A 26,340-nucleotide genomic window follows, 5' to 3' on the forward strand; every position below is an offset into this window, starting at 1 on the left:
CCCTCGCTGCGGTGCCGGTCACTGCATGGTGATGCCGCCGGAGACCGAGAGGGTCTGGCCGGTGATGTACTCGGCGCGGTCGGTGCACAGGAAGGCGACGAGCGCGGCGATGTCGGCGGGCCGCCCGATGCGGCGCAGCGGGATGCCCTTCGCGAGCTTCTCCAGCAGGCCGGGGTGCTTCTCGGCGACCTGGCGGACCATCGGGGTGTCGGTCGGGCCCGGGCAGACCACGTTGGACGTCACCCCGCTCCTGGCCGCCTCCCTGGCCAGCGACTTGGCCAGGCCGAACAGGCCCGACTTGGTGGCCCCGTAGGCCCCCTCGCCGCCGGAGCCGGCCCGGGCGCCGTCGGAGGAGATGAACACCAGGCGGCCGTGGCCGCGCTCGCTCATCGCCGGCAGCAGGGCCTTGGTGAGCTGCATCGGCGCCCGCAGGTTGATCCGCCACATGAGGTCCCAGTCGGCGGGGTCGCTGTCGACGAACGTCTCGACGATCGAGACCCCGGCGTTGTGCACGAGGATGTCGATGTCGCCCGCCGCCTCGGCGAGGGCGCCGACCGACTCCTCCGAGCCGAGGTCGACCCCGATCGCGACGGCCGAGGGCAGCTCCTTGGCGAAGGCGGTGGCACCGTCGAGGTCGAGATCGGCGACGATCACATGCGCGCCGAGCGAGGCGAGGTCCTCGCAGATCGCCCTGCCGATGCCGCCCGCGCCGCCCGTCACCAGGGCGGTCCGCCCTTCCAGCGAGAGACCGTCCATGTTCAGCTCCAGGCTTTGACGAGCTCGTCGGCCGTGACCCGGGCGGCGAGCAGGCTGATGGTGTTCTTCATGACGGCGTCGCCGTACTCGGCGGGGATGCCGGCCACGGCGTCGGTGACGACCACGACCCGGTAGCCGAGATTGACGGCCTCCAGGCACAGGCCGGGGATGCCGAGGTTGAGCGAGACCCCGACCGCGACGACGGTCCGCACGTCGAGGGAGCGCAGGGTCTGGTCGACGGCCGTCCCGGTGAACGGGGAGAAACCGTGGAAGCGCCGCGACTCCAGGTCGCCGGGATCGGACAGCTCGGGCAGCACCTCGATCGCCCCGGTGCCCTCCAGCATGTGGGCGGGGTCGCGGAGCAGGCCCTTGATGAAGGGCGCGTTGCCGGTGTGGCTGCCCGCCCGGTCGGCGCGGAAGGCCGCGGTGCACTGGAGCACGCGGACCCCCGCGGAACGGGCCGCGTCCAGGGTCCGCGCCGTGTTGGGCACGACGCCCCGCTCGGCGCAGATCCGGGAGAGCTCGGGGAATTTGGCCAGGTCGCCCACCACGCCACGCTGCATCTCCATCACGAGGACGGCCGTGTGCCGGGGGTGCGCCAGCTCTGCAAGGTCGATCGCCACCCGGCCACCATATCTAGCCTAGCGCTTGCTTGGGTAGACGGCTCGGCCCGGACGGCGCACCGGCCGGGCGGCCGGGCGGGCCGCCGAAGTCCGCATCCGGGCGCCGACCTGGGGCGGGGAGCCCCTCCCCTTGTCCACAAACCAAGCGTGCGCTAGTTTGGCCAGCGATGGACCCGACACGCCCCGTCCCCGCGCCGAGCCCGCTCACAGAGCCCTACTGGGAGGCCTGTCGGCGGGGCGAGCTCGCATTGCAGCGCTGCTCGTCGTGCGGGCGTTTCGTTCACTTTCCGGAGAGTTCCTGCCCTTTCTGCGGGGGCGCGAATCTCCCCTTCGAGACGGTGTCCGGCCGCGGCCGGGTCCACACCTTCAGCACGGTGCACCGCGCCTTCCTGCCCGGGTTCACTCCCCCCTACACGGTCGCCTGGATCGATCTCGACGAGGGAGTGCGGGCGTTCGGGAACCTCCTGGCGGAGGAGCCCCGGATCGGCATGGAGGTCCAGGTGTGCTTCGACGAGCTTCCCGGCTTCGGGCCGGTCCCCCAATGGAGAGCCCTATGACCGAGTCCTTCAGCCCGAAGGTCGGCAACGTCATGTACCCCGCCGAGGACGTCGCGAAGGCCGTCGCGTTCTACACCGAGGGCCTCGGCCTGAAGGTGAAGTTCGCCGACGGCACCCGCTTCGCCGCCCTGGACGGCGGCGGCGTCACCTTCGCGATCGCCGGCGAGGAGGAGGACCTGGTGGGAGCGCCCGCCGCCTCCTTCAAGGTCGAGGACGTCGCCGCCGCGGTCGACCGGCTCGTCGCCGCGGGCGCGGAGGTCCTCCGCGCGGCCGAAGAGGGCCCGCACGAGATCCGCGCCGTCCTCCGGGATCCGGCCGGAAACCCGTTCGTCGTGTACGCCCCCGTCCAGAGGTAGGAGACCTTCAATGACGAACTCCCCGTTCTCCAACTACGCCTACGCGATCCTCACGGCGAACGCCCTGCGCACACCGGACAAGGTGGCGCTGACCTACTGCGGCACCCAGTCCTTCACCTACGACGAGCTGAACCGCGAGGTCAACAGGGTCGCCCACGCGCTGCTCGCGGCGGGCGTCGCACCCGGCACCCGGGTCGCGTCGCTCGTCAACGAGACGCTCGCGGTGGCGCGCGTCTACCTGGCGCAGATGAAGATCGGCTCGATCGTCTCGGCGCTCAACCCGTACTGGCCGGCCGACACCCTCCAGGCCGTCGTGGACGGCTCCGAGGCGACCGTGTTCATCTACGACTCCTCCGTGCAGGGCCTCATCGACGCGGTGAAGCCGAACCTGCCCGGCGTGAAGGTCTGGATCGACGTCGCCGACCTCGCCACCGACGGCGCCTCCGAGGAGGAGCCCCCCTACGGCGGCCACGGCAACGACCTGCTCGCCCTCTTCTACACCTCGGGCACGACCGGGCTTCCCAAGCCCGTCCGGCACTCCCACTTCTCCGCGCTGTCGGTCGCCCAGATCTGGACGAACGTGGAGACCACCGAGAACTCCGTCACCGGGACGGGCGCGATCATCTGGGGCATCGGCTTCCCCGCCCTCGTCGGCCCGACCTTCTACGCGGGCCAGAAGCTCGTGCTGGAGCAGGACTGGGGCCCGGCGAACTTCCTCAACGTGGTGCCGCGCGAGAAGGTCACCCATGTCTCGCTGATCCCGTCGTTCTTCTCCGCCCTCCTCGGCAACGACGACCACGAGAAGGCCGACCTGTCGTCGCTGCGGGCGATCATCCTGGGCGGCGAGCCGCTGCTCCCGGCCGTCCGCGACAAGATCAAGGCCCGTTTCCCCGAGGCCGCCATCTACTCCTACTACGGCCAGACAGAGGCGCCTTACACCGTCTTCGGGCGGCAGGACGACGGCTCCCAGCCGATCACCGCGTCCGGGCGGGCCCGCCTGGGCTGCGCCGTCAAGGTCACCGGCCCCGACGGCGACCGGCTGGTCGGCGAGGTCGGCGAGATCAACCTGTCCGGGCCGAACGTCACCTCCGGTTACGACGGGCTGCCCGCCAAGACCGCCGAGTCCCTCAAGGACGGCTGGTTCATCGGCGGCGACCTCGGCGTCCTGTCCGGGGACGGCGTGCTGTCGGTCCTGGGCCGGCGCGACGACGCCATCCTCAAGGGCGGCCAGTGGTCGCAGCCAGCGCAGGTCGAGGAGAAGGCCGTCGAGGTCGACGGCGTCGCCGAGGCCGGGGCGGTCGGTGTTCCCGCGCACGTCGAGGGCGCGGAGGCCTCCGAGCAGAAGATCCTGCTGGCCGTCGTCGCACGGGCCGGTGCCACGCTCGACGCCGAGAGCGTCCGGGCGGCCCTCGCCGAGACGCTCCCCGCCCACCAGGTGCCCGACGCGGTCGTCGTCGCGGAGTCCCTCCCGCACACCACCGACGGCTCCGGCGGCCCCGGCAAGCTCCTGCGCCGCGGCATCCGCGACGCCCACGCCTCCGCCCTGGACTAGCCGGACACGCGCCCCGTCAGAGACGGCCTAGCTGAGAAGAGCACATGAGCTTCGTTCCTGAGCATGCCGTCAAGGCATGGATCTCCGAGTTCGGCGTCGCCGTGCCGAACGGGGTCACCGTTCCGGCCGGCGGCGACGTGGAAGCCGCGGCCGGGCGGCTCACCCCGCCGCTGGTCGTCAAGGCGTACGGGCCCGGGTTGCTCCACAAGAGCGACGCCGGGGCCGTGCGGCTCGGGCTGGGCTCGGCGGCCGGAGCGGCGGAGGCCGCCGCGGAGATGCTGGGCAGGCTCACCGACGCCGAGGGGATCCTGGTCGAGGAGCAGTCCGCGCCGGGCGTCGAGGTGATCATCGGTGCGGTCCGCGACCCCGCGTTCGGCCCGGTCCTGCTGGTCGGCCTCGGCGGCGTGTGGACCGAGGTCCTGCACGACACGGCGCTGCGGCTGCTGCCGATCACCGAGCACGACGCCTACGACATGCTCGCCGAACTGCGCGGTCAGGCCCTCCTGGACGGCTTCCGCGGAAAGCCCGGCATCGACCGGGCCGCCCTGGTGAAGACCATGCTGTCGGTCGGGGAGGCCCTGGCCACCCGGGAGTTCGCGGAGTTCGAGCTCAACCCCGTCATCTGCTCGCCCACCGGGGCCGTGGCCGTCGACGCCCGTCTCATCGAGCCGGCCCCCGCCGGACGGAGCGAGGGGACGAGCCGCGCCGGCATCGTCCCCCCGCTGCAAGAGGAGACGCACGAGGCGGCTAACCCGAAGGTGACATTCGACGCACTGTTCGCTCCGAGGGCCATCGCGGTCGTCGGCGCCTCCACCAAGCGGCCCAACTTCGGGAACATGTTCCTGGGCTTCTACCAGCAGGTTTTCAAGGGCGAGCTGTACGCGGTGCATCCGACGGCGGCCGAGATCGACGGGGTGCCGTGCGTGCCGTCGCTCGCCGAGGCCGACGTCGACTACGCGCTGGTCGCCGTCCCCGCCGGGCAGTGCGCCGAGGTCCTGTCCCAGGCGGCGGGCATCCCGTTCGTGCAGGTCATGAGCGGCGGCTTCCGCGAGACCGGTGACGATGCCGCCGAGGCGGCGCTGAAGGCCGCGATCCCCGAGGGCACCCGGCTCCTCGGCCCCAACTGCATGGGCGTCTACTCCCCCGCCGGCGGCCAGACCTTCATCGGCGGCAAGGCGGGCTCCTCCGGGCGGATCAGCGTGGTCTCCCAGTCCGGCGGGCTCGCGGGCGAGGTCATCAAGGTCGGCGAGGCCCGCGGCCTGCGGTACGCGAGGGTCGCGACGGTCGGCAACAGCCTGGACGTCAGCCCGGCCGAGCTCCTCACCTTCTTCGCCGGCGACGACGAGACCTCCGCGATCGGCCTCTACCTGGAGGATCCGCGCGACGGACGGGCGCTGTACGAGGCGCTCGGGGCGTCCGGGAAGCCGGTCGTCGCCCTCATCGGCGGCCGCAGCGACCAGGGCAGGGCCGCCGCGGCCTCGCACACCGGCGGGATGATCTCCGACGGCCGGGTGTGGCAGGCGCTCGCCCGCCAGACCGGGCTTTCGATCGTGACCAGCCAGGACGATCTGATCGGCGTCCTGGACTTCTTCGACCTGCACGGCGGGCGGACCGTCCCCGACGACCGGGACGTCCTGGTCATCGGGCCGTCCGGCGGGGCCAGCGTCCTCGCCGCCGACGTGTTCGACGCCGCCGGGCTGCTGCTCGGCGCGCTGCCGGAGACCGCCACCGCGCCGCTGAAGGCGCTCGGCCTCGGCGCGGGCACCTCCATCGCCAACCCGCTGGAGATCCCGGTCGGGCCGCGCGGCAACCCGACGCTGGTGTCCACGGCCGTCCAGGAGATCCTGGAGCACCGCCCCTACGCCGACGTGGTGACGCACGTGAACGTGCAGAGCTTCTTCACCTACGGTGACAGCGTCGAGCCGCTGCTGGCCTATGTCGCGGCCGTCGGCGCGCTGCAGGCCGCGGTGCCGTCCACCCGAATCACCCTCGTGACCCGCAACGGCGAATGCGCCCCCGCGGGCGTCGAGGAGCAGGTCCGCGCCACGGCACGTGCCGCCGGCGTCCCGGTCTACCGGAACATGGAAGCCGCAGCCGTGGCCATCTCGGCGGGCAAGACGAGTATTTGGAGTCGATGATGGGTCAGCTTGACGGCAAGGTCGCACTGGTCACCGGCGGCGCTCGCGGCATGGGCAAGTCCCATGTGAAGCGCTTCGTCGCCGAGGGCGCGAAGGTCGTCTTCGGCGACCTGCTCGAGGAGGAGGGCGCCAAGCTCGCCGCCGAACTCGGCGGGGACGCCGTGTTCCTCCGGATGGACGTCACCAGCGAGGCCGACTGGGCCGCCGCCGTGGACCTGGCCGTCAGCACGTTCGGCAAGCTCGACGTGCTGGTCAACAACGCCGGGATCATCAAGGTGAAGACCATCGAGGAGATGACCCTCGCCGAGATGCAGCTGGTGATCAACGTCAACCTGATCGGCCAGTGGCTGGGCATCAAGGCGGTGACGGCGCCGATGCGCGCCGCGGGCGGCGGCAGCATCATCAACGTCAGCTCCACCGAGGGCTTCGTCTCGGCGGCCGGGTTCTCGGCCTACAGCGCCAGCAAGTTCGGCGTCCGCGGCCTCACCAAGACCGCGGCGCGCGAGCTCGGCAAGGACAACATCCGCGTCAACAGCATCCACCCGGGCGGGATCTTCACCGCCATGTCGCTCGACCCCGACATCGTGGCCAACGCCGCGCCGAAGGCCGACGCGTTCATGGCCGCCCTGCCCCTGGGCCGCCTCGGCAAGTCCAAGGAGGTCTCGGGCCTGGTGACGTTCCTGGCCTCCGACGACTCCTCCTACTGCACCGGCTCGGAGGTCCTCGTCGACGGCGGCATGATCACCGGCCCCGGTTACTGAGACTCAGCGCGAAGGACCGCGGGCCGCCCGAAGCGGCCCGCGGTCCTTCGCTCATCCGCGGTCAGTGACCGTGGCCGTGCCCGTGGCCGTGACCGGCGTGCTCGGGCTCCTCCTCGGCGCCGAGGCGCTCGAGCACGGCGTCGGTGTTGAGGAAGAGGTCGTAGAACTCGGCGTGCGTGTCGCGCGGCGGGAACGGCTCGCCGTCGACGGTGAGGATCGACTTCTTCCACACCCAGCGGGCGCCCGACGTGCGCTTGAAGTCGATGACGTTCTTCACGCGCTCGTTCTCGATGGTCATGCGCCACAGCTCTGAGCCGACGCGCTCCACTCCCGGCGTGATGCCGGTGTTCTCGTGGACCTCTGCGGACAGTTCGGCGACGGCCGGCGGCATCCAAGACATGCGCCAACCCTACCGGCGGCGGGCTAGCCTGCGGACATGGAGATCGCGGAGGTGGTCTGGCCCCGGAGCGCCGAAGAGGCCGAGAAGGTTCAGGAGGACTTGCGGGGGCTGGTGCGGGCCGAGGGGGACGGGCGGGAGCCGCGGCTCGTGGCGGGGCTCGACGTGGCCTACGGGGACGATCTGATCGCGGCGGCCGTCACGGTCCTGGACGCCTCGAGCCTGGAGGTCGTGGAGTCCTCCGTGGTGGTGGACCGGCCCGTCTTCCCCTACGTCCCGGGACTGTTCGCCTTCCGTGAGCTGCCCGCGCTGCTCGACGCGCTGCGCGCCCTGGAGACGGTCCCGGACCTGCTGGTCTGCGACGGTCACGGGCTCGCCCATCCGCGCCGGTTCGGGCTGGCCTGCCATCTCGGGATCCTCACCGGCGTTCCGTCGATGGGGGTCGGGAAGACCTTCCTCGTCGGGGAGCACGTCGAGCCGGGCCGGGAGCGCGGCTCGTGGACCCCGCTCGTCCACGAGGGCGAGACCGTGGGACGGACCGTGCGCACCCAGGACGGGATCAGACCGGTCTACGTCTCCTCCGGGCATCTCATCGACCTCCCGGCGGCCGCCCGGCGGGTGCTGGAGCTCAGCCCGTCCTACCGGCTGCCGGAGACCACGCGGAGCGCGGACCGGCTGTCGCGAAGCGCGCTCAGGGAGGCGAGCGGCTGATTACGCTGCGTCCATGAACCCCTACGATCCGTCGGCCATCCTGCGCGACCTCCCCGAGACCGAGCGCTCCTTCTTCGTGGCGCAGTACCGCAAGCTGTGGCTCGGGGCGCTCGACCCCGAGGGGTTCGAGGAGGTGTGGCGCTTCCTCACGACGTGGCGGCTGCACGCCGACCGCTACGGGCCGCCGCCCGGGGAGATCCTGCTGCCGCCCGCCCTGTCGGAGCGGGCCCTGGGCGCCAGGCTGCGGCGGCGGCGCCTCGGCGGCCACCATCGGGCGCGGCTGCGGGCCAGGGTCGCGCGGGACCGGCGGGCCGCGGCCTGGATCAGCTCTCCTCCGCCAGAAGGGTGAGCAGTTCGCCCAGCTCCGCCCGCTGCCCCTCGTCGAGCCGGGTGAACAGCGCCTCGGCGGCCTCCCTCCGGGCCGCCCGCAACGCCTCCCCGACCTCCAGCGCCCGCGGCGTCGGCCGCAGAAGGGTCGAGCGCCGGTTGGCCGGGTCGGGCACCCGGGTGAGGAGCTCCGCCGCCTCCAGGGCGTCGACGATGGTCGTCGCCGACCGGGGGACGATCCCCAGCCTGGCCGCCAGGTCGGACATGCGCAGCGGCGCCTCGGCCCGCAGCACCACCCGCAGGGCCCTGGCCTGCGACGGGTTGAGCCCGAGGGGCGCGAGCGCGTCGGACTGGCCGTGCCGGATGCGCCGGGCGGCCCGCATCAGAAGATCGGCGAGCTGGGCTGGTTCCACATACCGAGCCTAGCTCATCGTCCGCGGGAATAACTGTGAGCCAAGCTCAGTTAGAGCGGATGTCCACGACAGAGAGGGAGGCACCGATGACCGCCCAGAAGAAGATCAAGAAAAGATCCGAGAAGCCCCAGCTGCGCAGGATCCTGCGCCTGTTCCGCCCCTACCGGGGCCGCCTGATGATCGTCGCCGCGCTGGTCGGGCTGTCGTCCCTGGTCTCGGTGGCCTCCCCGTTCCTGCTCCGCGAAGTGATCGACACCGCGCTCCCCGAGGGCCGCGTCGGGCTGCTCAGCCTGCTCGTGGCCGGGATGCTGGCGGTGGCCGTCATCACCAACGTCTCCTCGGTCTTCCAGACCTACCTGTCGACCTCGGTGGGCCAGAAGGTCATGCACGACCTGCGCTCGTCGGTCTACGGGCACATGCAGCGCATGTCGCTGGCCTTCTTCACCCGGACCAGGACCGGTGAGGTCCAGTCGCGGATCGCCAACGACATCGGCGGGATGCAGTCGACCGTCACCTCTACCGCGACCTCGCTGGTGTCGAACCTGACGACCGTCACCGCGACGCTCGTCGCCATGGTCGCCCTCGACTGGCGGCTCACGATCGTCTCGCTGGTCATGCTGCCGATGTTCGTGCTGGTCAGCAGGAAGGTCGGCCGTCAGCGCAAGAAGATCACCTCCCGGCGGCAGAAGCAGCTCGCCCGGATGTCGGCGATGGTCGAGGAGTCGCTGTCGGTGAGCGGGATCCTGCTCGGCCGCACGATGGGCCGCTCGCGCTCGCTGACCGACGACTTCTCCCGGGAGTCCGCCGACCTCGTCGACCTCGAGATCCGGTCGAGCATGGCGGGCCGCTGGCGGATGTCCAACATCCAGCTGATCATGTCGGCGATGCCGGCGATCATCTACTGGGCCGCCGGCGTGGCCGTCTCGCAGGGGAACCCGCTCGTGACGGTCGGCACCCTGATCGCCTTCACCACGCTCCAGGGCGGGCTGTTCCGGCCGCTGATGCAGCTGCTGTCGACGGGCGTCGACCTGCAGACCTCCAGCGCCCTGTTCGGCCGCATCTTCGAGTACCTCGACCTGACGCCCGACGTCGACGAGCCCGCGAGCCCCAGGACCCTGGACCGGGTCGAGGGCCGGGTCCGTTTCGAGGACGTCACCTTCGCCTACGGACCGGACGCCAAGGCCATCGACGGCCTCACCCTCGACGTCCCGGCCGGCAGCAGCCTGGCCGTGGTCGGCGCGACCGGCTCCGGCAAGACCACCCTCAGCTACCTGGTGCCGCGCCTCTACGACGTCACCGAGGGCCGGGTGACCATCGACGGGATCGACGTGCGCGACCTGTCGTTCGCCGCCCTCGCCGAGACCGTCGGCGTGGTCTCCCAGGAGACCTACCTCTTCCACGCCTCCATCGCCGAGAACCTGCGCTTCGCCAAGCCGGACGCCACGGACGAGGAGCTGGAGCGCGCCGCCCGCGCGGCCCGGATCCACGACCACATCGCGGCGCTCCCCGACGGCTACGACACGATGGTCGGCGAACGCGGCCACCGCTTCTCCGGCGGTGAGAAGCAGCGCCTGGCGATCGCCCGCACCATCCTGCGCGACCCGCCGGTGCTCGTCCTCGACGAGGCCACGAGCGCCCTGGACAACGGCACCGAGCGCGAGGTCCAGACGGCCCTCGACGCCCTGTCCGAGGGCCGCACCACCATCACGATCGCCCACCGCCTGTCGACCATCCGCGACGCCGACCAGATCGTCGTCCTGGACCACGGCAGGATCGTCGAGCAGGGTGCGCACCGCGACCTGATCGAGCTCGACGGCCGCTACGCCGCCCTCGCGGGAGAGGCCACCGAGCTCGCCACGCTCCTCTAGCTAGAGGACCGGCTTCAGGTCGTGCCAGCGCTCGGCGGCCTGGAGCTGGGCGGCGAGGGAGATGAGTTTGGCCTCCTCGCTGTCGTGCGCCAGGAGCTGGGCGCCGATCGGCAGCCCGGAGGCCGAGAACCCGGCGGGGACGCTCATCCCCGGCCAGCCGAGGACGTTCCACGGCCAGGCCAGCGGGCAGGAGGCCGCCACGCCCGACTGGGTGCGCTGGTATCCGGCGCCGTCGAACTCGCCCACCCGGTGCGGGAACTGCGCGGTCGTGGGGGTGAGCACGACGTCGGCGTACTGGAAGATCCGCCCCACCCGGTGCCGCAGGTAGGGGTCCATGCGCCTGGCCAGCGGCAGGAGCCGCTTGCCGACCGTGCGGCCGATCTTCGCCTCGAACTCGGTGCGCTTCTCCGGACGGGCTCCGGGGATCGAGTCGAGCCAGTCCGCGACGCCCGACGTCCCGCGCGGGACCAGGCCGAGGGCGACGGGCCCGTAGTCGGGGTCGGCGGGGAAGACCTTGTGGCCGAGATCGGTGAGCAGGCGCCCGATCCGCTCGACGGCCCGGCGGATCTCCGGGTCGATCGGGTTGGGCACGCCGAAGGCCGTCTTGAAGGAGATCGCGATGCGGAGCCTGCCGGGGTCGCGGGCGGCGGCGTCGGCGAAGGGGGTCCTGGGCCGGTCGAGCCGGTAGGCGTCGTCGGGGTGGCTGCCGGTGAGGACGTCCAGGAGCAGGGCGGCGTCCTCGACGGTGCGCGTCAGCGGGCCCCAGACCGTCAGGCCGTTGAAGGGGTCGGTGTGCGGGTACCCCGAGACGCGGCCGCGCTGCGGCTTGATGCCGACGAGGTTGCTCCACGCGGCGGGGATGCGGATCGAGCCGGCGCCGTCGGAGCCGACGGCGGCCGGGACCATGCCCGCGGCGACCGCCGCCGACGAGCCGCCCGAGGAGCCGCCGGGGGTGTGGCCGAGGCTCCAGGGGTTGCGGGAGGCGCCGAAACCGGGCGACTCGCTGAACGGCCACAGGCCGATCTCGCAGGTCCTGGTCTTGCCGACGACGATCGCTCCGGCGGCGCGCAGCTTCGTGACCAGCTCCGCGTCGCGGACGGCCGGGACATGGTCGCCCAGGACCGCGAACGGGGTCGTCTCCCCGGTGATGTCGGTGTCGTCCTTGATGGCGACCGGGACGCCCAGCAGCGGCAGCCGCTCCCCCGCCGCGATCCGCCTGTCGGCCTCCGCGGCCTCGGCCCTGGCCGCCTCGTGGCGGACCACCCGGAAGGCCCCGACCCTGCCGTCGGCCTCGTCGATCCGCGCCAGGGACGCCTCGACCAGCTCCTTCGAGCTCGCCTCTCCCGACGCCGCCAGGCGCGCCTGCTCCACCAGACCCTCGAACACGTCCACACTCCGCCGCTAGTCGTTCGTTCGAACGAACGATATGCTGCCGGGGAAGATTTGGGAAGATGGGGCACGATGAACGACGCACGCGAGCGCATCCTTGACGCCACCCTCCGCCTCATCGGCGAGAAGGGCATCGGCGCCGTCACCAACCGCAGCGTCGCCACCGCCGCGGGGGTCTCCCTCGGCACGCTGACCTACCACTTCGCCAACCAGACCGATCTGCTGCGCGAGTCGCTCAACCGTTTCGTCGACGCCGAGATCGACCGGATCACCGCGATCGTGCTGAACCTGGCCGACGCGGGCCTCGCCCCCGACCAGGCCGCCGAGGAGGTCGAGCGGACCATCGCGGCCCTCACCAACGCCACGGAGCACGTCGCCAACCTGGAACTGCACCTGCACGCCAGCCGCGATCCCGAGATGCGGGTCGCCGCGATCCGCTCGGTCGACGCCTACGACCGGCTCGCCCTGGTCGTCCTGGAGGGGCTCGGGGTACCCGATCCGGCGCGCTACGCGCCCACGGTCGTCGCGCTGCTCTACGGCCTGGCCGTGCGCCGCCTGGCCACCGGCGACGCCAGCGGCACGGGCACCGCCGACGCTCTCCGCCTGCTCCTTCAGGGCGCCCTCGCCGGCTCCTGACGCCCGGCTCCTGACGCCCGGCTCCTGACATGGAGAGAGCGGGCCGGTACCCCACCCCTGGGTTCCGGCCCGCTCGTCAAGCCCCCACTACCCCCGCAACGCGGGTGCGAACCCGAGGGTTCCCATCGGCCTGACTTTTGTCAGGACGATTTGAGCCAGAGCTGGATCTGGGCGCCGCCGAGCAGGTCGGAGCGGTCGACGCGCAGATGGCCGCCGGTGGACTCGGCGAGGCGGCGGGCGATGTCGAGGCCGAGGCCGGTCGAGCCCCTGCCGCTGGAGCCGCGGGCGAGCGCCAGTTTCGGGTCGGGGATGCCGGGTCCTGAGTCGGCGACGAACACGGCGACCGAGTCGCGGCCCTGGTGGAGGGTGACCGCGAACGCCGATCCCTCGGGGGTGTGCCGGAAGACGTTGCCGAGCAGCGCGTCGACCGCGGCGGCCAGATCACCGCGCTCCACGGCGACCTCGACGGTGGACTCGGCGCCGGTGAGCGTCCAGGGCCTGGCGTGGTCCTCGGCCAGGACCGACCAGAACTCCACCCGGTCGCGCAGCACCTCGGACGCGTCGCACACGCCGCGGCGGCCGCCGTCCCTGACCGTTCTGATGATCTTGTCGACCTCGCGTTCGAGCTGGTCGACGGCCTGCCGGGTCTGGTCGGCGACGGGCCCCTCGCCGAGGGCCCCGGCGTTCAGCCGCAGCGCCGCCAGGGGGGTGCGCAGCCGGTGGGAGACGTCGGCGGCCATCTCGCGCTCGGCGGCGAGCAGGGTGACGACCCGGTCGGCCATGCTGTTGAAGGCCTGCCCCGCCTCGACCAGTTCGGGCGGGCCGTCGGGGTGGACGCGCACGTTCAGGTCTCCGGAGCCGAGCGCGCCGGCGGCCGAGGCGAGCCGCTGCGAGGACCGCACGACCCGGGCGCCGAGCCGGTCGGCGACCGCCACCGAGGCCAGCACGAGGGCCAGCGCCACCAGCGACATGATCGCCCAGGCCCGGTGGACGCCCCGTTCGAGGTCGCCCGCCGCCACGACCACCTCGATGACGGCGGTCCGGTCCTGGCCGAGCGCGACCGGCTGGAACAGGACGTACCCGCCGCCGATCCGGACGGTCCTGGCCCGCGTCGCGGCGTCGCCGACCGGGACCGCGGCCTTGCCGGGGCCGATCAGCGCCCCGTCGGGCAGGTGCAGGCTCATCCGGCCGTCCGCGCCGGCCGGGGTCGCGGCGAGCGCCTTCTCCAGGGTCGTCCGGTCGGTGGTGATGGCCAGCGCGGGCCCGATCGCGGCGGCCTGGCGCTCGGCGTCCACGAGGGCCTTGTCCCTGGCGATCTCCTGGACGACCAGGCCGAGCGGGATCAGGAAGGCCAGCGCGACCATCGAGGTGACGGCCAGCGACACCCACAGCAGCGTGCGCCTCACTGGGGGGCCTGGAGCTTCACCCCGACACCGCGGACGGTGTGGATGTACCGCGGCCGGGAGGCGGTCTCGCCGAGCTTGCGCCGCAGCCAGGACAGATGGACGTCGATCGTCTGGTCGTCGCCGTAGGCCTGCTGCCAGACCTCGGTGAGCAGCTCGCGCCGGGCCACGACCCGGCCGGGCGAGGCCGCCAGGTAGGCCAGCAGGTCGAACTCGCGGCGGGTCAGCTCCAGCGGCGCCCCCTCGAGGTGGGCCTCGCGCTGGTCGAGGTCGATCCGGAGGCCGCCGACGACCAGCGCCGCCGGGGCGACCCGGCCGCTGCGCCGCAGCACCGCCGACATCCGCGCCGCGAGGTGCTCCCCGGAGAACGGCTTGGCCAGGAAGTCGTCGGCCCCGGCGTTGAGCAGCTTGACGATCTCCGTCTCGTCGTCGCGGGCCGTCGCGATGATCACCGGGACGTCGGTGAGGCCGCGGAGCATCCGCAGCACCTCGGCGCCGTCCAGGTCGGGCAGGCCGAGATCGAGGATGACCACGTCGGGCGGGGACTGGGCGACCTCGCGGAGGGCGTCGAGCGCGGTGCCGGCGCTGCGCACGACATGGGCCCGGGAGGTGAGATCGCGGATCAGCGCCGCCCGGACCATCGCGTCGTCTTCGACCACCAGAACTGTCGCCATTGCGGCAGAATACGCGGATGCGACGCAAGCTGACCTATGGGACCGTCTGGGCGGCCGCGACGGCCTGCGCGGTCACGGTCTCCTGGCTCGCGGTCAGCCCCGTCCTGCGCGACGCGGCCTTCAGCAGGCCGTCGCCGGTGGCGATCGCCGTCGACCCGGTGAGCACCGAGAGCCCGCCGCCGATGACCGCCCTCCCGTCCGGCCCGCCGCCCACGACCCCCTCCCCCTCGGCGACCCCCGGGCCCGGCGAGACGCCCCGGCCGTCGAAGAGCGGGAAGACCCCCCGGCCGAGCACTCCGCCGCAGACCCGGCGGCCGGTCCCGTCCGGCGTCGCGAAGAGCTACAAGACGATCGGCGGCCGGGCGACGCTCATCATCGGCGCGAGCTCCGCCTCGGTGTTCAGCGCCTACCCGAACGAGGGCTACCAGGTCAGGACCACGACGAACACCTACGAGCTGCGGGTCGACTTCATCACCGCCACGGCCAAGAGCTCCTCGGTGATCGTCACCTGGTACCAGCACCCGCCCGAGGTCCAGCTGTTCGAATACCGGCAGGAGTTATAAAGCCTGTTTTCGGGGCATTCCACGGTTCCCAGAGCGTAGGAGGAACCACAATGGGTTGGGGTTTCCGCAAGTCCATTAAATTCGGCCCGTTCCGTTTCAATATGTCGAAGTCGGGTGTGGGCCACAGCGTCGGCGGCAAGGGCGCCCGCTACACCAAGACCGCCGACGGCCGGAAGCAGATGACCTTCCGCATCCCCGGCACCGGCCTGTCCTGGCGGCGCCCCATCGGCGGCCGCAGACGCTAGATCCCGTAGTCAGATCCCATAGTCGCGGGCGAACTCGGCGAGCTTCGGCAGCGCGTCGCGGGTCCTGGTCCAGGGCCTGACGATGAGCCGGTGGACGCCGAGTTCCTCCCATTCGGCGATCTCGCCGGGGCCTTCGAGTTCATAGGCGTGCACCGTGATCTCGAACGGCCCCGGCGTCTCTCCGCGCAGTTCCCTGAGCCTTTCCAGGCGGGGCCGGATGGTCTTCAGGTTCTGCGGCATGGAGATCCAGCCGTCGTTGCGGGCCGCGCGCCGCAGGGCCGCGTCGGACTCGCCGCCGACGATGACGGGGATCCGCTCCTGGACGGGCTTGGGCTCGAACGCCACCTCCGGGAGGGTGAAGTGCCGTCCCTCGTGGGCCACCACGGGCTCGCTCCACAGCCTCCGGGCGATGTCGATGGCCTCGTCGAGGCGGGAGCCCCTGGTCCTGAAGTCCACCCCGGCCGCCAGCCACTCCCCCTCGTACCAGCCGCTGCCGACGCCGACGGTCACCCGTCCGCCCGAGAGCTGGTCGAGCGTGGCGAAGGCGCGGGCGGTGATCAGCGGATGGCGCAGGCCGAACAGGTAGACGGCCGTCCCCAGCCGGATCCGCTCCGTGACGGCCGCCAGCGCGCACAGGTAGCCGACGGCGTCGAACAGGGGCGTCACCGGGTTGATGCCGGGGTCGCTGGTGCCCGGGTAGGCGGCGGTGGACAGGTCGGTGGCGAAGACGAGGTGCTCGGGCATCCAGACCGACTCGAAGCCGAGGCGGTCGGCCTCGACCGTCAGGTCCTTCCAGACGCCCGGATGCACCAGCCCGAGGGGCACGCCGAATCTCATGTGGTTCTCCCGTCCGCGATGTCCTTGGCACGTGCCGCCTCGGACCGGCGGGAGGGCGGGCCGTAGCCGCCGCCTCCCGAGGTCTCGAGGATGAACGCCTCACCGGCCTGGAGCGGCTGCCGGGTGGCCTTGGTGCCCAGCGGCTCCCTGACGCCGTCCAGGCGCTCCCTGAAGTAGCCTCCCGCCCGTCCGGGCTCCCCTCCGGCGGCGCCGGGCGGCGGCCGGTGCAGGCGGTCGCCGCGGGTGTCGATCCTGGCGTCCTCCAGCATCCGGAGCACGGTCCTGGTGCCGAGGCCACCGCGGTGCTCTCCCGCGCCGCCGGAACCGGGGATCAGCTCGACCGCCTCGATCCTGACCGGCAGCCTGGCCTCGATCGGCTCGACCTGGGGGATGATGTTGCGCCCGCCGCCGAACAGGGCCCCGGTGGCGTCGGGGCCGTCGCGGTCGGCGCTGGCGCCCATGCCGCCGAGGTCGAACGACATGTGCAGCCACGGCCGGGCCGCCCCGCTGACGCTGAAGCCCTGGAGGATCCCCGACGCCGCGACGCCCCGCCCCGGCAGGGCCAGCGTCAGGGCGGCGAAGATCGCCTCCTCGGCGGCGGCGACGGTGCCGAACCGGCCGCCGCCGGGGAACGGGGGCGTGCAGTGGACCAGGGTCCCGGCCGGAAGGCGCACCTCCAGCGGGGCGAAGCAGCCCTCGTTGAGGGGCAGCCCGGGATCGACGTAGCAGCGGATCGCGTACATGACGCCGCCGAGCGTCTGGGAGAAGCCGGAGTTGACGGGCAGCGCGACCTGCTCGTCGGTGCCCTCGAAGTCGATCTCGGCGGAGCCGCCGTCGAGAGTGACGGCCACCCGGACCGTCAGCCCGTCGTCGAGGGTGTACTCGCCCTCGTAGCGGCCGTCGGGGATCTCCCGCAGCGACGCCCGCATCCGCTCCTCGGTGTGCCGCAGGTACTCCTCGACGCCCGCCTCGAACCGGTCGTCGATCAGCTCCTCCAGCCGCCGGGCGGCCACGTTCGCCCCCGCGATGAGGGCGCGCAGATCGCCGGTCAGCCGATCGGGGGTGCGGGAGTTGGCGGCCAGCAGCCGGACCAGATCGTCCACGAGGCCGCCGGCGGTGGCGATCTTGACCGGCGGGAGCTGGACGCCCTCCAGGAACACGTCGGTGGCGTCGGAGGCCATCCCGCCCGCCGAGATCCCCGACAGGTCGGCGACGTGGATGAGCGTCCCGGTGAAGTAGCGGGCGGCGCCGTCCACGAAGACCGGCCGGAACACCAGCAGGTCGTTGGCGTGGATGCCGCCCCGGTAGACGTCGTTGGTCAGGTAGACGTCGCCGGGGCGCATGGCGTCCAGGGGGAACTGGCGGATCACGAACGGCAGCGCGCTGCGCAGGGAGGCGCACTGGATGATCGCGGTGGAGGTGGAGTGGGCGATGAGCCTGCCGCGGGCGTCGAGGACGGCCGCGGCGGCGTCGGCGCCCTCCACGATGAAGGTCGAGTACGCCGACCGCACCACGACGATCGACGCCTCCTCGGCGGCGACGCACAGCGCGTTGCGCAGGATCTCGGCCGTCAGGTCCTCGTTCATGTGCGCTCCAGCAGGACGGCGCCCTGCGCGTCGACGGTGGCGGTCCAGCCGGGCGGGACGAGCAGCGAGCAGTCGGGCTCGGCGATGACGCACGGGCCCGCGGCGGCCTCCCCGACGGGCCGGGTGGCCCGGTCGAACACGGGAACGGTGTGCGGGGCGCCGTCCAGCCAGATCGTCCGGGAGCGGGCCGGGCCGCCTCGGTCGTCCGCGGGGCGCCAGGCGGCGGTGCCGCCGCGCAGCGAGACCCTGACCCGCGCGGTGGTGACCTCGGCGGGATCGCGCAGGGCGATGCCGTAGGCCTCGTGGTAGCGCTTGTAGAACTCCTCGGCGACCCGGCCGAGCAGCTCGGGCGTGACGGGTCCCGGCGGCAGCCCGATCGGGAAGGCGTGGGCCTGCCCGGTGAAGCGGACCCCGACCGACCGGGCGACCACGGCCTCGCCGGTCAGCGAGAGGTCGGCGCGGGCGGCGGCCTCCAGCTCGGTGAGCAGGGCGGCGAGCGCGGTCAGGGTCGCGGAGCTCGCCGAGCAGGACGTCAGATCGCCGACCGGGGCCAGGAAGGTCCTGGCCCGCTCGACCGCGAGCTCGGCGTGCAGGAGCCCGGCCGCCGAGCCGACCCCGCAGTGCGGCGGCATCAGCACCCGCCCGATCCCGAACAGCCCGGCGAGCCGCGCGGCGTGCGTGGGCGCGGCCCCGCCGAGCGCGACGAGGGTGTGCCCGCGCGGGTCGATGCCGCGCCGGACCGTCACCACGTGGACGGCCGAGCCCATCTGGGCGTTGGCGATGTCGTGGATCGCGGTCGCGGCCGTGACGACGTCGACGCCGAGCGGGCCCGCCACCCGCTCGATCGCGGCCTCGGCGCGGGCGAGGGAGAGCGGGAAGGCGAACTCCTCCGCCGACAGGTAGCCGAGCACGAGGTTGGCGTCGGTGACGGTCGGCTCCTCGCCGCCGCGCCCGTAGCAGGCGGGTCCCGGATCGGCCCCGGCCGAGCGGGGGCCGACGCGGAGCGTCCCGTCGACGACGCTCGCGATGGAACCGCCGCCCGAGCCCACCTCGGCGAGGTCGATCGCCGGGATCTTGATGGGGACCCCGGTTCCCGGCCTGCGCCCGCCGAAGCTGCCCTTGCCGCCGACCTGGAACTCGTGGGTGATGCCCGGCTTGCCGCCCCTGACCAGGCCGGCCTTGGCGGTCGTCCCGCCCATGTCGAAGGAGATCAGGTCGGCGAGGCCGCGGGTGCGCCCGGCGTGGGCCGCGGCGATCACCCCGGCGGCGGGGCCCGACTCGATCGTGTAGACCGCGCGGTCGGCGGCCAGCGCCGCCGGCAGCACCCCGCCCGCGGACTCCATGACCTGGACCGGGGCCGCCACGCCGATCCCGCGCAGCCGCGCCTCCAGGTCGCGCAGGTAGGAGGCCATGACCGGCCCGACATAGGCCGACATCAGGGTCGTGGTGGCCCGCTCGTACTCGCCGAGCTCGGGCCAGACGTCGCTGGAGAGCACCACGGGCACGTCCGGGCCGAGGCGCTCGCGCAGCAGCTCGCCGAGCCGCCGTTCGTTCGCCGGGTTGGCGTAGGAGTGCAGCAGGCAGACCGCGACCGCGGCGACGCCGAGCCCGGCGATCTCCCCGGCGGTGACGGTCGCGGCGGCCTCGTCCAGCGGTTCGAGGATCCGGCCGTCCGCGGCGACGCGCTCCGGCACGGCGAACGTGCTCGGCAGCGGGACGGGCGGCTCGACCGGGGCGAAGGCGAGGTCGAACCGCTCCTCCTCCACCCGGGCCTGGCGCCCGAGCGCCAGCATCGAGCGGAACCCGCGGGTCGTCACGAACGCGACCGGCACCCCGCGCCGCTCCAGGATGACGTTGGTCGCCAGCGTCGTCGCGTGGACGAACCGGGTGACCTCGCCCGGGTCCGCGCCCGCGCGGGCCAGGACCTCCGCCACCCCGTGCAGGAGTCCCTCCGCCGGATCCGCCGGGGTCGTCAGCACCTTGAGCGCGTGGACGCGGCCGCCGTCCTCCGCGAGGACCACGTCGGTGAAGGTCCCGCCGACGTCGGTGGCGACGGTGACGCTCACGCGAGCAGGGCCTCTCGGATCCGGGCCCGGTGCAGCCGCTCGTCGCCCCACGAGGCGCGCAGCGCCCACACCCGCGACAGCCACAGGAACAGGTCGAGCTCGTCGGTGTAGCCGATCCCGCCGTGGACCTGGAGGGCGGTCCGCGCCGCGAGGTGGGCGGCCTCGCCCGCGGCGACCTTGGCCGCCGAGGCGTCGCGCCCCGCCGTCGGCAGATCGTGGGTCAGGGAGTAGGCGGCCCGGTGGACGACCGGGGTCGCGAACTCGACCTTGATGGCCACGTTCGCGAGCTGGTGCTTGAGCGCCTGGAAGGTGCCGATGACCTTGCCGAACTGGCGGCGCTGCCCGGCGTAGGCGACGGCCGTCGCGGTCAGCCACCGGGACAGGCCGAGGAGCTGCGCCGCGACGGCCACCGCCGCGTGGTCGGCCGCGGTCCCGGCCGAGGCGGTCTCCCCCGCGGCGGAGAACAGCCGTCGCGTGGCGTCGCCCGACCGGAGCTCCGTCAGCCCGGGCGTCCCCGCCTCGGGCAGCAGCAGGAGGTCGGCGACGTCCGCGTCCAGCAGATACGGGTTCTCGAGGCACCGGACCGAGACCGCGGCCCGCCCCGCGGCGATCCGCGCCGGCCACTCCCCTCCGGCGAGCAGCGGCGCGACCACGGCCGTCTCGACCAGCGGTCCCGGAACACAGGCACGCCCGATCTCCTCCCAGGCCAGCACGGTGTCGAGCGGGGTGAACCCCAGGCCGCCCGCGGACTCGGGGACGGTCGCCCCGAGCAGGCCGAGTTCGGCGAGCGCGGCCCAGGCCTCGCCGCGCCGGATCTCCGGATCGGTCCTGGCGGCCCGCACCAGGGAGGGCGGGCACGCCTTCTGCAGGGTCTCGGCGACGGTCGCGGCCAGCAGCCGCTGGTCGGAGGTGAAGGCGAATCTCATCGGGGCATCCCCAGTACGCGTTCGGCGATGATGTTGCGCTGGATCTCGTTCGTGCCCGCGTAGATCGGGCCGGCGAGGGCGAAGAGGAAGCCGTCCAGCCAGGGATCGGCGAGGGCGGCGTCGGGGCCGCGCAGGTCGAGGGCGATCTCGTGCAGCCTCAGGTCGAGCTCGGACCAGAAGACCTTCATCAACGAGGAGGACGGCCCCAGCTCGACTCCCTCCTGGAGGCGGGCGACCGCGGCCCAGGTGTGCAGCCGGTAGGCGTCGGCGTCGAGCCAGGCCTGGACGGCCGCGTCCTGGAGCGTCCGGTCGGCGGAGTCCTTCGCGAGGGCGAGCAGCCGGTCGGCGACGGCCAGGAAGCGCCCGGGGCTGCGCAGGGTGAGGCCGCGCTCGGAGCTGGTGGTGGCCATCGCGACGGGCCAGCCCTTGCCGATCTCGCCGAGGACCTGGTCGTCGGGGACGAAGACGTCGTCGAAGAAGATCTCGGCGAAACCGGCCTCGCCGTCGAGCTGGGCGATCGGCCGGACGGTGACGCCGGGGGCGTCCAGGGGGAACAGGTAGTAGGTGAGGCCGTGGTGGCGCTGGGACTCCGGGTCGGAGCGGAACAGGCCGAACCCCCAGTGCGCGAAGACCGCGCGGGAGCTCCAGGTCTTCTGCCCGTTGAGCCGCCAGCCGCCGTCGGCCCGGGTGGCCGTCGCCCGCAGGGACGCCAGGTCGCTGCCCGCCTCGGGCTCCGACCAGGCCTGCGCCCAGATCTCCTCGCCGCGCGCCATCTTCGGCAGGAACCGCGCCTTCTGCTCGGAGGTCCCGTAGGCCAGGATCGTCGGCGCGAGCAGGAAGATGCCGTTCTGGCTGACGCGGCCGGGAGCACCGGACGCCCAGTACTCCTCCTCGAAGACCAGCCAGTCGACGATGTCCGCGCCGCGGCCGCCGAACTCCTCCGGCCAGGAGATGACGCTCAGCCGGGCGGCGGCGAGTTTCGCCTCCCACTCCCGGTGCAGGGCGAAGCCCTCCTCGGTGTCCATGGAGGGCAGCCGGCCGGGCACGTTGGCCGCCAGCCACTCCCGTACCTCGGCACGGAGTGCCTGCTGGGCGGGGGTGAAGGTGAGATCCACACCCGCACGCTACCAAACAAGCAATCGCTTGGTACAGTTGCGCCGTGCTGAGAGACAAGGTCGCGATCGTCACAGGAGCGGGCCCCGGTCTGGGCCGCACCCTGGCCCGGCTGATGGCCGAGCAGGGCGCCAAGGTGGCCGTCGCCGCCCGCACGGCCTCGGCCCTGGAGGTCATCGCCGCGGAGTCGGGGGCCCTGGCCGTCCCCACCGACGTCACCGACGCCGGGCAGGTGCAGCATCTGGCGGAGACCGTCCACGCGACCTTCGGGCGGATCGACGTCCTGGTCAACGCGGCCTTCCCCGGCACCCATCGCAAGAACGTGCTCGACATGGACCCCGCCTACCTGGCCCGGTGGCGGGAGGTCGTCGACATCGCCACCTACGGCACGCTCCTGGCCTGCCGGTACGTCGCGCCCTACATGGTCGCCCGGGGCTCCGGCTCGATCGTCAACCTCACCTCGATGTCGTCGCGCGTCGGGTACGCCGGCCGCAGCGACTACGCGGCGGGCAAGGCGGGCGTCCATCTGCTGTCGCACTGCCTCGCCGACGAGCTGGGCCCGCACGGCGTCCGGGTCAACTGCGTGGCCCCCGGCTGGATCGCCAGCGACGTCCTCACCGACTGGATGCGCACCCGCGCGGCCGACGAGGGCGTCACCTTCGAGGACATCCACTCCCGCGACACCGAGGCGATGGCCCTGCGCCGCATCGCCACCGAGGAGGACGTGGCCAGGGCCGTCATCTTCCTCGCGAGCGACCTGGCGCAGGCCACGACCGGCGCCACCCTCGACGTCAACGGCGGTCAGCAGTTCACCTGAGCGCCCGCATGAACGCGTACGGCGCCTGGGCGATCGAGCTGCAGGCAGGATCGGCGTAGGCCTTCGGGCCGCCGGGACACGCCCTGTCCCGGGCCGCGGACCACATCGACAGCCACGCGAACCGCTTCTGCCGGGCGAAGGCCCGCAGCTTGCGCGCGTCGGCCGTGGTGAACACCTCGCTCGCCACGTCGTTGACCCCGATCATCGGGGTGACGGCCAGATGCCGCCACGCGGTCGCGTCGGAGACCTTGAAGACCTTCCTGATCTGCTTCTGCGCCGACCGGGCCGCCTTGATCGCGTAGTCGCCCATCCGTCCCTTCGGAGCCGGGGCGGCGCCGTCCCCGTAGTCCATGGCCATGATGTTGATCGCGCCGACCCTGACCTTGTTCTTCTTGAGGTTCCTCAGGAAGGCGACGCCGTCGGCGGTGAGCCCGGACGGCAGGACGGGCAGCGTGAAGGAGACGTCGAGCTTCGGGTGCTTCTTCTGGAGCGCCCTGACGGCCTTGGCCCGCCGGTCGTTGGCCGCGGCGTCCGGGAGCGCGGCCCCCTCGACGTCGAAGTCGGCCTTGGTGAGCTTGTAGGCGCGGACGACCTTCTCGTAGGCGGCCGTCAGCGCGGGGACCGAGCCGCACGCCAGGGCCAGTTCGGACCCGGCGGCCCCGCCGAAGGAGACCCGGACGTCCCCGCCCAGCTTCCGCAGCGCCCCGATCTTCTTCGCTACGGCGTTGGGCCCCGCCACCCCGCCCCACGTCGGGGCGCAGCCCCCGCCGGACAGCACGAACGCCAGGGTGAACTGCCTGACCCCGGTCTTCTTGGCGACCGAGGCGAGCGGGAACGGCGGATACAGGCTCGCGTCCACGTAGGGCGCGAACGGCACCCGCGCCGCGGCCTGAGCGGGGGCGGCGGGGGCGAACAGGGCCGTGGCGAACAGAGCGGTGGCCAGCAGGGCGGCGGCGAGCAGGCTGGTGGCCGGCGGGGCGGCGGTGCGGCCGCGGGCACTCGGAGGACGGAGCATGCCCGAGACGTTAGGGCTCCCCGGCGCGTCCGGTGCGGTGCTTAAGCGGCGCTTAATCCGGGGCTAAGGCTTACCGGCGTCACGAAGATCGGCTAACGTGGACGCCATGACTGCCGGGTCGGCCACGCGCCGTGCACAGAACGGGTACCCGGCCCTCGTTTGATCACCGGGCGGGCGAGAGGCCCGCCGCCCCCGTCATGAGAAGCGCTGAGAAAGCCACTCGTGACGGGAGGAGGTGAGAGACATGGGTTGGCAGGAATTCATCGGACGCCGCTCCGTCGGTGACGTCATCGACGGCGTCGTCGTCCAGGAGGTGCCGTTCGGTTCGTTCGTCGAGTCCGAAGAGGGCGTCCACGGGCTCGCGTACCAGCAGGCGTGGCCGGTCGGCACGCGCGTGACGGTCCGGATCGTGAACATCGATCCCGAGCGCCGGCGGTTCAGCCTCGAGCCGGTCCAGGCCTGACGGGCCCGGCCGGTGGCCGGTCCGGGGAAGGTCAGATTCCCCGGACCGGTCGCGTCGATTATCGCTGCTCGAAGTCGGGAAGCTGCGGCAACCCGCCCGCGACCAGCGCCTCGGCCTGCTGGAGCAGGCCGGGACCGTACTGGGGATGCGTGAGGATCAGGAAGCGCTCCTCGGCGATCGCCGCGACGACCGCGGCCGCGACGTCCTCCGGCGGGATCCCCGCCGTGACCGTGTCGGTGATGACCTGGTCGATGAACTCCTGGTCGGGGGTCTTCTCGGCCTTGAGCTCGTGCGGGCGGTTGCGCTCGGACTCGTCGATCCTGGTGGCGACGCCGCCGGGGCACAGCACGGACACCCTCAGCTTCGATCCGTTCATCGCCAGCTCGTGCGCGAGGCTCTCGGTCGCCCCGTAGGCCGCGAACTTGGAGATCGTGTACGGCCCGGAGAAGGGCGCCGCGAACAGGCCCGCGACCGACGCGGTGTTCACGATGTGGCCCTCGGAGTCCTGGGCGATCATGCGGGGCACGAACGCGCGGATGCCGTGCAGGACGCCCCACAGGTTGACCCGGAACACCCACTCGAAGTCGGCGACGGGCCGCGACCAGAGCTCACCGCCGGCGAAGACGCCCGCGTTGTTGCACAGCACGTGGACGGCGCCGTAGGTGTCGAAGACGGCGTCCGCGAAGGCCTGGACCTCCTTCTCCTCCCCGACGTCCACGACCTTGGTCATGACCTCGCCGTCGACCAGGGCCGCGGTCCCCATGAGCGCGTCCTGCTCGACGTCGGCCAGCGCGACCCTCATGCCCTCGGCGGCGAACCGGACGGCCAGAGCCCGGCCGATCCCGCTCCCGGCCCCGGTGACGACCGCGACCTTCCCGTTCAGATCTCTCATCAGTCGAACACGATCACAGATCGGGCGACCGCGCCGGACTTCACGTGTTCCACCGCCTCGTTGACCTTCTCCAGCGGCACCCGCTCGCTCACGAGGCCGTCCAGGTTGAGCCGTCCGCGCCGGTACAGGTCGACCAGCAGCGGCAGGTCCCTGGCCGGGACGGCGTCGCCGCCCTGGGTGCCCATCAGCCTGCGCGACCCGAACAGGGTCTGCGGCGCGATCGTCAGCTCCTTCGCCGACGGGCTGCCGACCATGACGGTCGTCCCGCCGCCCTGGGTGGAGTTGAACGCGGCCGTCAGCACGCTGACGTTCCCGGTGACGTCGAAGGCGTAGTCGACGCCGCCGCGCACGATCGCGCCGACCTGCTTGGGCAGGTCCTCCGACATGATCGTGTGGGTCGCGCCGAACTCCTTGGCCAGCTCCAGCTTCGACTCCACCACGTCGGCCGCGATGATGGTCGTCGCACCGGCCAGGACCGCGCCCTGGATCACGTTGAGCCCCACGCCGCCCGCGCCGACCACCAGCACGCTGGAACCGCGCTCGACCTGGGCGGTGTTGATCACCGCTCCGACGCCGGTCACGACGCCGCAGGCCGTCAGGGAGAGCAGGTCGAGCGGCGCGTCGCCCGCGACCTTGACGCACATCGCCTCGCTGACGACGGCGTACTCGGCGAACGACCCGATCCCGATGTAGGGCCGGACGCCCTCGCCGTCGAGGGACAGCCGGGTCGTGCCGTCGCGCATCGTGCCCATGATCGCCGACATCCGGCCGGGCCCGCTGCACAGGAAGGCCTTGCCGCGCGAGCAGTTCCGGCACCGGCCGCAGGGGCCGTTCATCGCCACGATGACATGGTCACCGCTCTTCACCCCGGTGACGCCGGGACCGACCGCCTCGACCACGCCCGCGCTCTCGTGGCCGGGGATGACCGGGAGCTGCCGGACGACGGGGCTCTTGCCGTCGAGCGCCTTCAGGTCCGATCCGCAGATCCCGGACGCCGCGATCTTCACCAGCACCTCACCGGCCCTGGGCTCCTCGACGTCGACGTTGAGGATCTCCAGCGGGGAGCCGAACTCCCGCAGCACGGCCGCGCGCATAGTCGTCATGACGGAAAACTACCACCAAGCACTTGCTTGGTACACGAGGGGAGGGTTGTCGCTCCAGTGATCACAGAATGGTCTCAGCACGTTGACGTGCAGGGAAACGCGTACTTACAGTCCACCCAAGCGAGCGCTAGTTTCAGTATCACGTCGAATCAC

The 26,340-nt window shown here is 72.5% G+C and carries 28 protein-coding genes and 1 pseudogene; 14 read left to right on the forward strand and 15 right to left on the reverse strand.

The window, feature by feature from the left end:
• Positions 1–18: 18 nt before the first annotated feature.
• The gene (locus tag ABD785_RS03195; RefSeq protein WP_344821910.1) at positions 19–756 is read right to left on the reverse strand and encodes an SDR family NAD(P)-dependent oxidoreductase; all 738 of its coding nucleotides are present in this window, start codon (positions 754–756) and stop codon (positions 19–21) included.
• A gap of 2 nt (positions 757–758) precedes the next feature.
• On the reverse strand, positions 759–1,379 hold the full coding sequence (locus tag ABD785_RS03200) for a cysteine hydrolase family protein (protein WP_344821912.1): 621 nt from the start codon (positions 1,377–1,379) through the stop codon (positions 759–761).
• A 167-nt stretch (positions 1,380–1,546) separates the two neighbouring features.
• Between ABD785_RS03200 and ABD785_RS03205 the strand changes: the two are divergent.
• The 6 genes and pseudogenes from ABD785_RS03205 to ABD785_RS03230 all read left to right on the forward strand — a co-directional run.
• Positions 1,547–1,693 (forward strand): annotated as a pseudogene (locus tag ABD785_RS03205) (zinc ribbon domain-containing protein); the annotation flags it as partial.
• Between the two features lie 24 nt (positions 1,694–1,717).
• Entirely contained in the window at positions 1,718–1,936 is a 219-nt protein-coding gene (locus tag ABD785_RS03210; protein WP_344822872.1) for a Zn-ribbon domain-containing OB-fold protein, read from the forward strand.
• Complete coding sequence (locus tag ABD785_RS03215) at positions 1,933–2,292, forward strand: VOC family protein (protein ID WP_344821914.1); 360 nt, start codon at positions 1,933–1,935, stop codon at positions 2,290–2,292. Before ABD785_RS03210 ends, ABD785_RS03215 begins: the two co-directional genes overlap by 4 nt.
• A 10-nt stretch (positions 2,293–2,302) precedes the next feature.
• Positions 2,303–3,844, forward strand: a complete 1,542-nt coding sequence (locus tag ABD785_RS03220; protein WP_344821916.1) for a class I adenylate-forming enzyme family protein — start codon at positions 2,303–2,305, stop codon at positions 3,842–3,844.
• Positions 3,845–3,888: 44 nt separating this feature from the next.
• Positions 3,889–5,982 (forward strand): acetate--CoA ligase family protein, encoded by a 2,094-nt coding sequence (locus ABD785_RS03225; RefSeq protein WP_344821918.1) that lies wholly within the window; start codon positions 3,889–3,891, stop codon positions 5,980–5,982.
• Positions 5,979–6,743, forward strand: coding sequence for a glucose 1-dehydrogenase (locus tag ABD785_RS03230; RefSeq protein ID WP_425547722.1), 765 nt, complete (start codon positions 5,979–5,981; stop codon positions 6,741–6,743). The genes ABD785_RS03225 and ABD785_RS03230 overlap by 4 nt, the downstream gene beginning before the upstream one ends.
• 61 nt (positions 6,744–6,804) lie before the next feature.
• On the opposite strand, the gene ABD785_RS03235 is transcribed toward ABD785_RS03230, so the two are convergent.
• Entirely contained in the window at positions 6,805–7,143 is a 339-nt protein-coding gene (locus ABD785_RS03235) for a hypothetical protein (protein ID WP_344821920.1), read from the reverse strand.
• Positions 7,144–7,179: 36 nt separating this feature from the next.
• On the opposite strand from ABD785_RS03235, the gene nfi reads away from it, so the two are divergent.
• Positions 7,180–7,851: a deoxyribonuclease V gene (nfi, locus tag ABD785_RS03240; RefSeq protein WP_344821922.1), complete on the forward strand. Its 672-nt coding sequence runs from the start codon at positions 7,180–7,182 to the stop codon at positions 7,849–7,851.
• Between the two features lie 13 nt (positions 7,852–7,864).
• The gene (locus ABD785_RS03245) at positions 7,865–8,200 is read left to right on the forward strand and encodes a hypothetical protein (RefSeq protein ID WP_344821924.1); all 336 of its coding nucleotides are present in this window, start codon (positions 7,865–7,867) and stop codon (positions 8,198–8,200) included.
• Here the strand turns inward: ABD785_RS03245 and ABD785_RS03250 are convergent.
• Positions 8,175–8,591: a MarR family winged helix-turn-helix transcriptional regulator gene (locus ABD785_RS03250; RefSeq protein ID WP_344821926.1), complete on the reverse strand. Its 417-nt coding sequence runs from the start codon at positions 8,589–8,591 to the stop codon at positions 8,175–8,177. The genes ABD785_RS03245 and ABD785_RS03250 overlap by 26 nt on opposite strands.
• A gap of 86 nt (positions 8,592–8,677) precedes the next feature.
• Here ABD785_RS03250 and ABD785_RS03255 point away from each other — a divergent pair, with 86 nt between their 5' ends.
• Positions 8,678–10,459: an ABC transporter ATP-binding protein gene (locus ABD785_RS03255; protein WP_344821928.1), complete on the forward strand. Its 1,782-nt coding sequence runs from the start codon at positions 8,678–8,680 to the stop codon at positions 10,457–10,459.
• Here ABD785_RS03255 and ABD785_RS03260 read toward each other — a convergent pair whose 3' ends face one another.
• Positions 10,460–11,845 carry an amidase gene (locus ABD785_RS03260; RefSeq protein WP_344821930.1) on the reverse strand — a complete coding sequence of 462 codons (1,386 nt, stop codon included), beginning with the start codon at positions 11,843–11,845 and terminating at the stop codon, positions 10,460–10,462.
• A gap of 75 nt (positions 11,846–11,920) precedes the next feature.
• On the opposite strand from ABD785_RS03260, the gene ABD785_RS03265 reads away from it, so the two are divergent.
• Positions 11,921–12,484, forward strand: a complete 564-nt coding sequence (locus tag ABD785_RS03265; protein WP_344821932.1) for a TetR/AcrR family transcriptional regulator — start codon at positions 11,921–11,923, stop codon at positions 12,482–12,484.
• A 140-nt stretch (positions 12,485–12,624) separates the two neighbouring features.
• Here the strand turns inward: ABD785_RS03265 and ABD785_RS03270 are convergent, their stop codons facing one another.
• Together ABD785_RS03270 and ABD785_RS03275 are read right to left on the reverse strand one after the other, a co-directional pair.
• Positions 12,625–13,890 (reverse strand): sensor histidine kinase, encoded by a 1,266-nt coding sequence (locus ABD785_RS03270; RefSeq protein ID WP_344821934.1) that lies wholly within the window; start codon positions 13,888–13,890, stop codon positions 12,625–12,627.
• Positions 13,887–14,561 carry a response regulator transcription factor gene (locus tag ABD785_RS03275; RefSeq protein WP_344821936.1) on the reverse strand — a complete coding sequence of 225 codons (675 nt, stop codon included), beginning with the start codon at positions 14,559–14,561 and terminating at the stop codon, positions 13,887–13,889. Before ABD785_RS03275 ends, ABD785_RS03270 begins: the two co-directional genes overlap by 4 nt.
• Positions 14,562–14,578: 17 nt before the next feature.
• Between ABD785_RS03275 and ABD785_RS03280 the strand changes: the two genes are divergently transcribed.
• Positions 14,579–15,124 carry a hypothetical protein gene (locus tag ABD785_RS03280; protein WP_344821938.1) on the forward strand — a complete coding sequence of 182 codons (546 nt, stop codon included), beginning with the start codon at positions 14,579–14,581 and terminating at the stop codon, positions 15,122–15,124.
• A 50-nt stretch (positions 15,125–15,174) separates the two neighbouring features.
• Positions 15,175–15,369: a DUF4236 domain-containing protein gene (locus tag ABD785_RS03285; RefSeq protein ID WP_344821940.1), complete on the forward strand. Its 195-nt coding sequence runs from the start codon at positions 15,175–15,177 to the stop codon at positions 15,367–15,369.
• A 9-nt stretch (positions 15,370–15,378) separates the two neighbouring features.
• On the opposite strand, the gene ABD785_RS03290 is transcribed toward ABD785_RS03285, so the two are convergent.
• Genes ABD785_RS03290 through ABD785_RS03310 form a run of 5 tightly spaced genes read right to left on the reverse strand, consistent with a single transcriptional unit; the run spans position 15,379 to position 21,899 of the window.
• Positions 15,379–16,206 (reverse strand): TIGR03619 family F420-dependent LLM class oxidoreductase, encoded by an 828-nt coding sequence (locus ABD785_RS03290; protein ID WP_344821942.1) that lies wholly within the window; start codon positions 16,204–16,206, stop codon positions 15,379–15,381.
• Positions 16,203–17,792 (reverse strand): hydantoinase B/oxoprolinase family protein, encoded by a 1,590-nt coding sequence (locus ABD785_RS03295; protein WP_344821944.1) that lies wholly within the window; start codon positions 17,790–17,792, stop codon positions 16,203–16,205. The genes ABD785_RS03290 and ABD785_RS03295 overlap by 4 nt, the downstream gene beginning before the upstream one ends.
• Positions 17,789–19,858: a hydantoinase/oxoprolinase family protein gene (locus tag ABD785_RS03300; protein ID WP_344821946.1), complete on the reverse strand. Its 2,070-nt coding sequence runs from the start codon at positions 19,856–19,858 to the stop codon at positions 17,789–17,791. Before ABD785_RS03300 ends, ABD785_RS03295 begins: the two co-directional genes overlap by 4 nt.
• Positions 19,855–20,784, reverse strand: a complete 930-nt coding sequence (locus ABD785_RS03305) for an acyl-CoA dehydrogenase family protein (RefSeq protein ID WP_344821948.1) — start codon at positions 20,782–20,784, stop codon at positions 19,855–19,857. The genes ABD785_RS03300 and ABD785_RS03305 overlap by 4 nt, the downstream gene beginning before the upstream one ends.
• Positions 20,781–21,899, reverse strand: coding sequence for an acyl-CoA dehydrogenase family protein (locus ABD785_RS03310; protein ID WP_344821950.1), 1,119 nt, complete (start codon positions 21,897–21,899; stop codon positions 20,781–20,783). Before ABD785_RS03310 ends, ABD785_RS03305 begins: the two co-directional genes overlap by 4 nt.
• 44 nt (positions 21,900–21,943) lie before the next feature.
• Here ABD785_RS03310 and ABD785_RS03315 point away from each other — a divergent pair, with 44 nt between their 5' ends.
• Complete coding sequence (locus ABD785_RS03315) at positions 21,944–22,714, forward strand: SDR family oxidoreductase (RefSeq protein ID WP_344821952.1); 771 nt, start codon at positions 21,944–21,946, stop codon at positions 22,712–22,714.
• On the opposite strand, the gene ABD785_RS03320 is transcribed toward ABD785_RS03315, so the two are convergent.
• Positions 22,707–23,729: a chitinase gene (locus ABD785_RS03320; RefSeq protein WP_344821954.1), complete on the reverse strand. Its 1,023-nt coding sequence runs from the start codon at positions 23,727–23,729 to the stop codon at positions 22,707–22,709. The genes ABD785_RS03315 and ABD785_RS03320 overlap by 8 nt on opposite strands.
• A gap of 244 nt (positions 23,730–23,973) precedes the next feature.
• Here ABD785_RS03320 and ABD785_RS03325 point away from each other — a divergent pair, with 244 nt between their 5' ends.
• A complete protein-coding gene (locus ABD785_RS03325) occupies positions 23,974–24,192 on the forward strand; it encodes a hypothetical protein (protein WP_344821956.1) in 219 nt (72 codons plus the stop codon).
• 58 nt (positions 24,193–24,250) lie between these two features.
• On the opposite strand, the gene ABD785_RS03330 is transcribed toward ABD785_RS03325, so the two are convergent.
• Positions 24,251–25,084, reverse strand: coding sequence for an SDR family NAD(P)-dependent oxidoreductase (locus ABD785_RS03330; RefSeq protein WP_344821958.1), 834 nt, complete (start codon positions 25,082–25,084; stop codon positions 24,251–24,253).
• Positions 25,084–26,187 (reverse strand): alcohol dehydrogenase catalytic domain-containing protein, encoded by a 1,104-nt coding sequence (locus tag ABD785_RS03335; RefSeq protein WP_344821960.1) that lies wholly within the window; start codon positions 26,185–26,187, stop codon positions 25,084–25,086. Before ABD785_RS03335 ends, ABD785_RS03330 begins: the two co-directional genes overlap by 1 nt.
• Positions 26,188–26,340 lie beyond the last annotated feature (153 nt).

Source organism: Actinocorallia longicatena (assembly GCF_039534125.1).
GTDB classification, from domain to species: Bacteria; Actinomycetota; Actinomycetes; order Streptosporangiales; family Streptosporangiaceae; genus Actinocorallia; species Actinocorallia longicatena.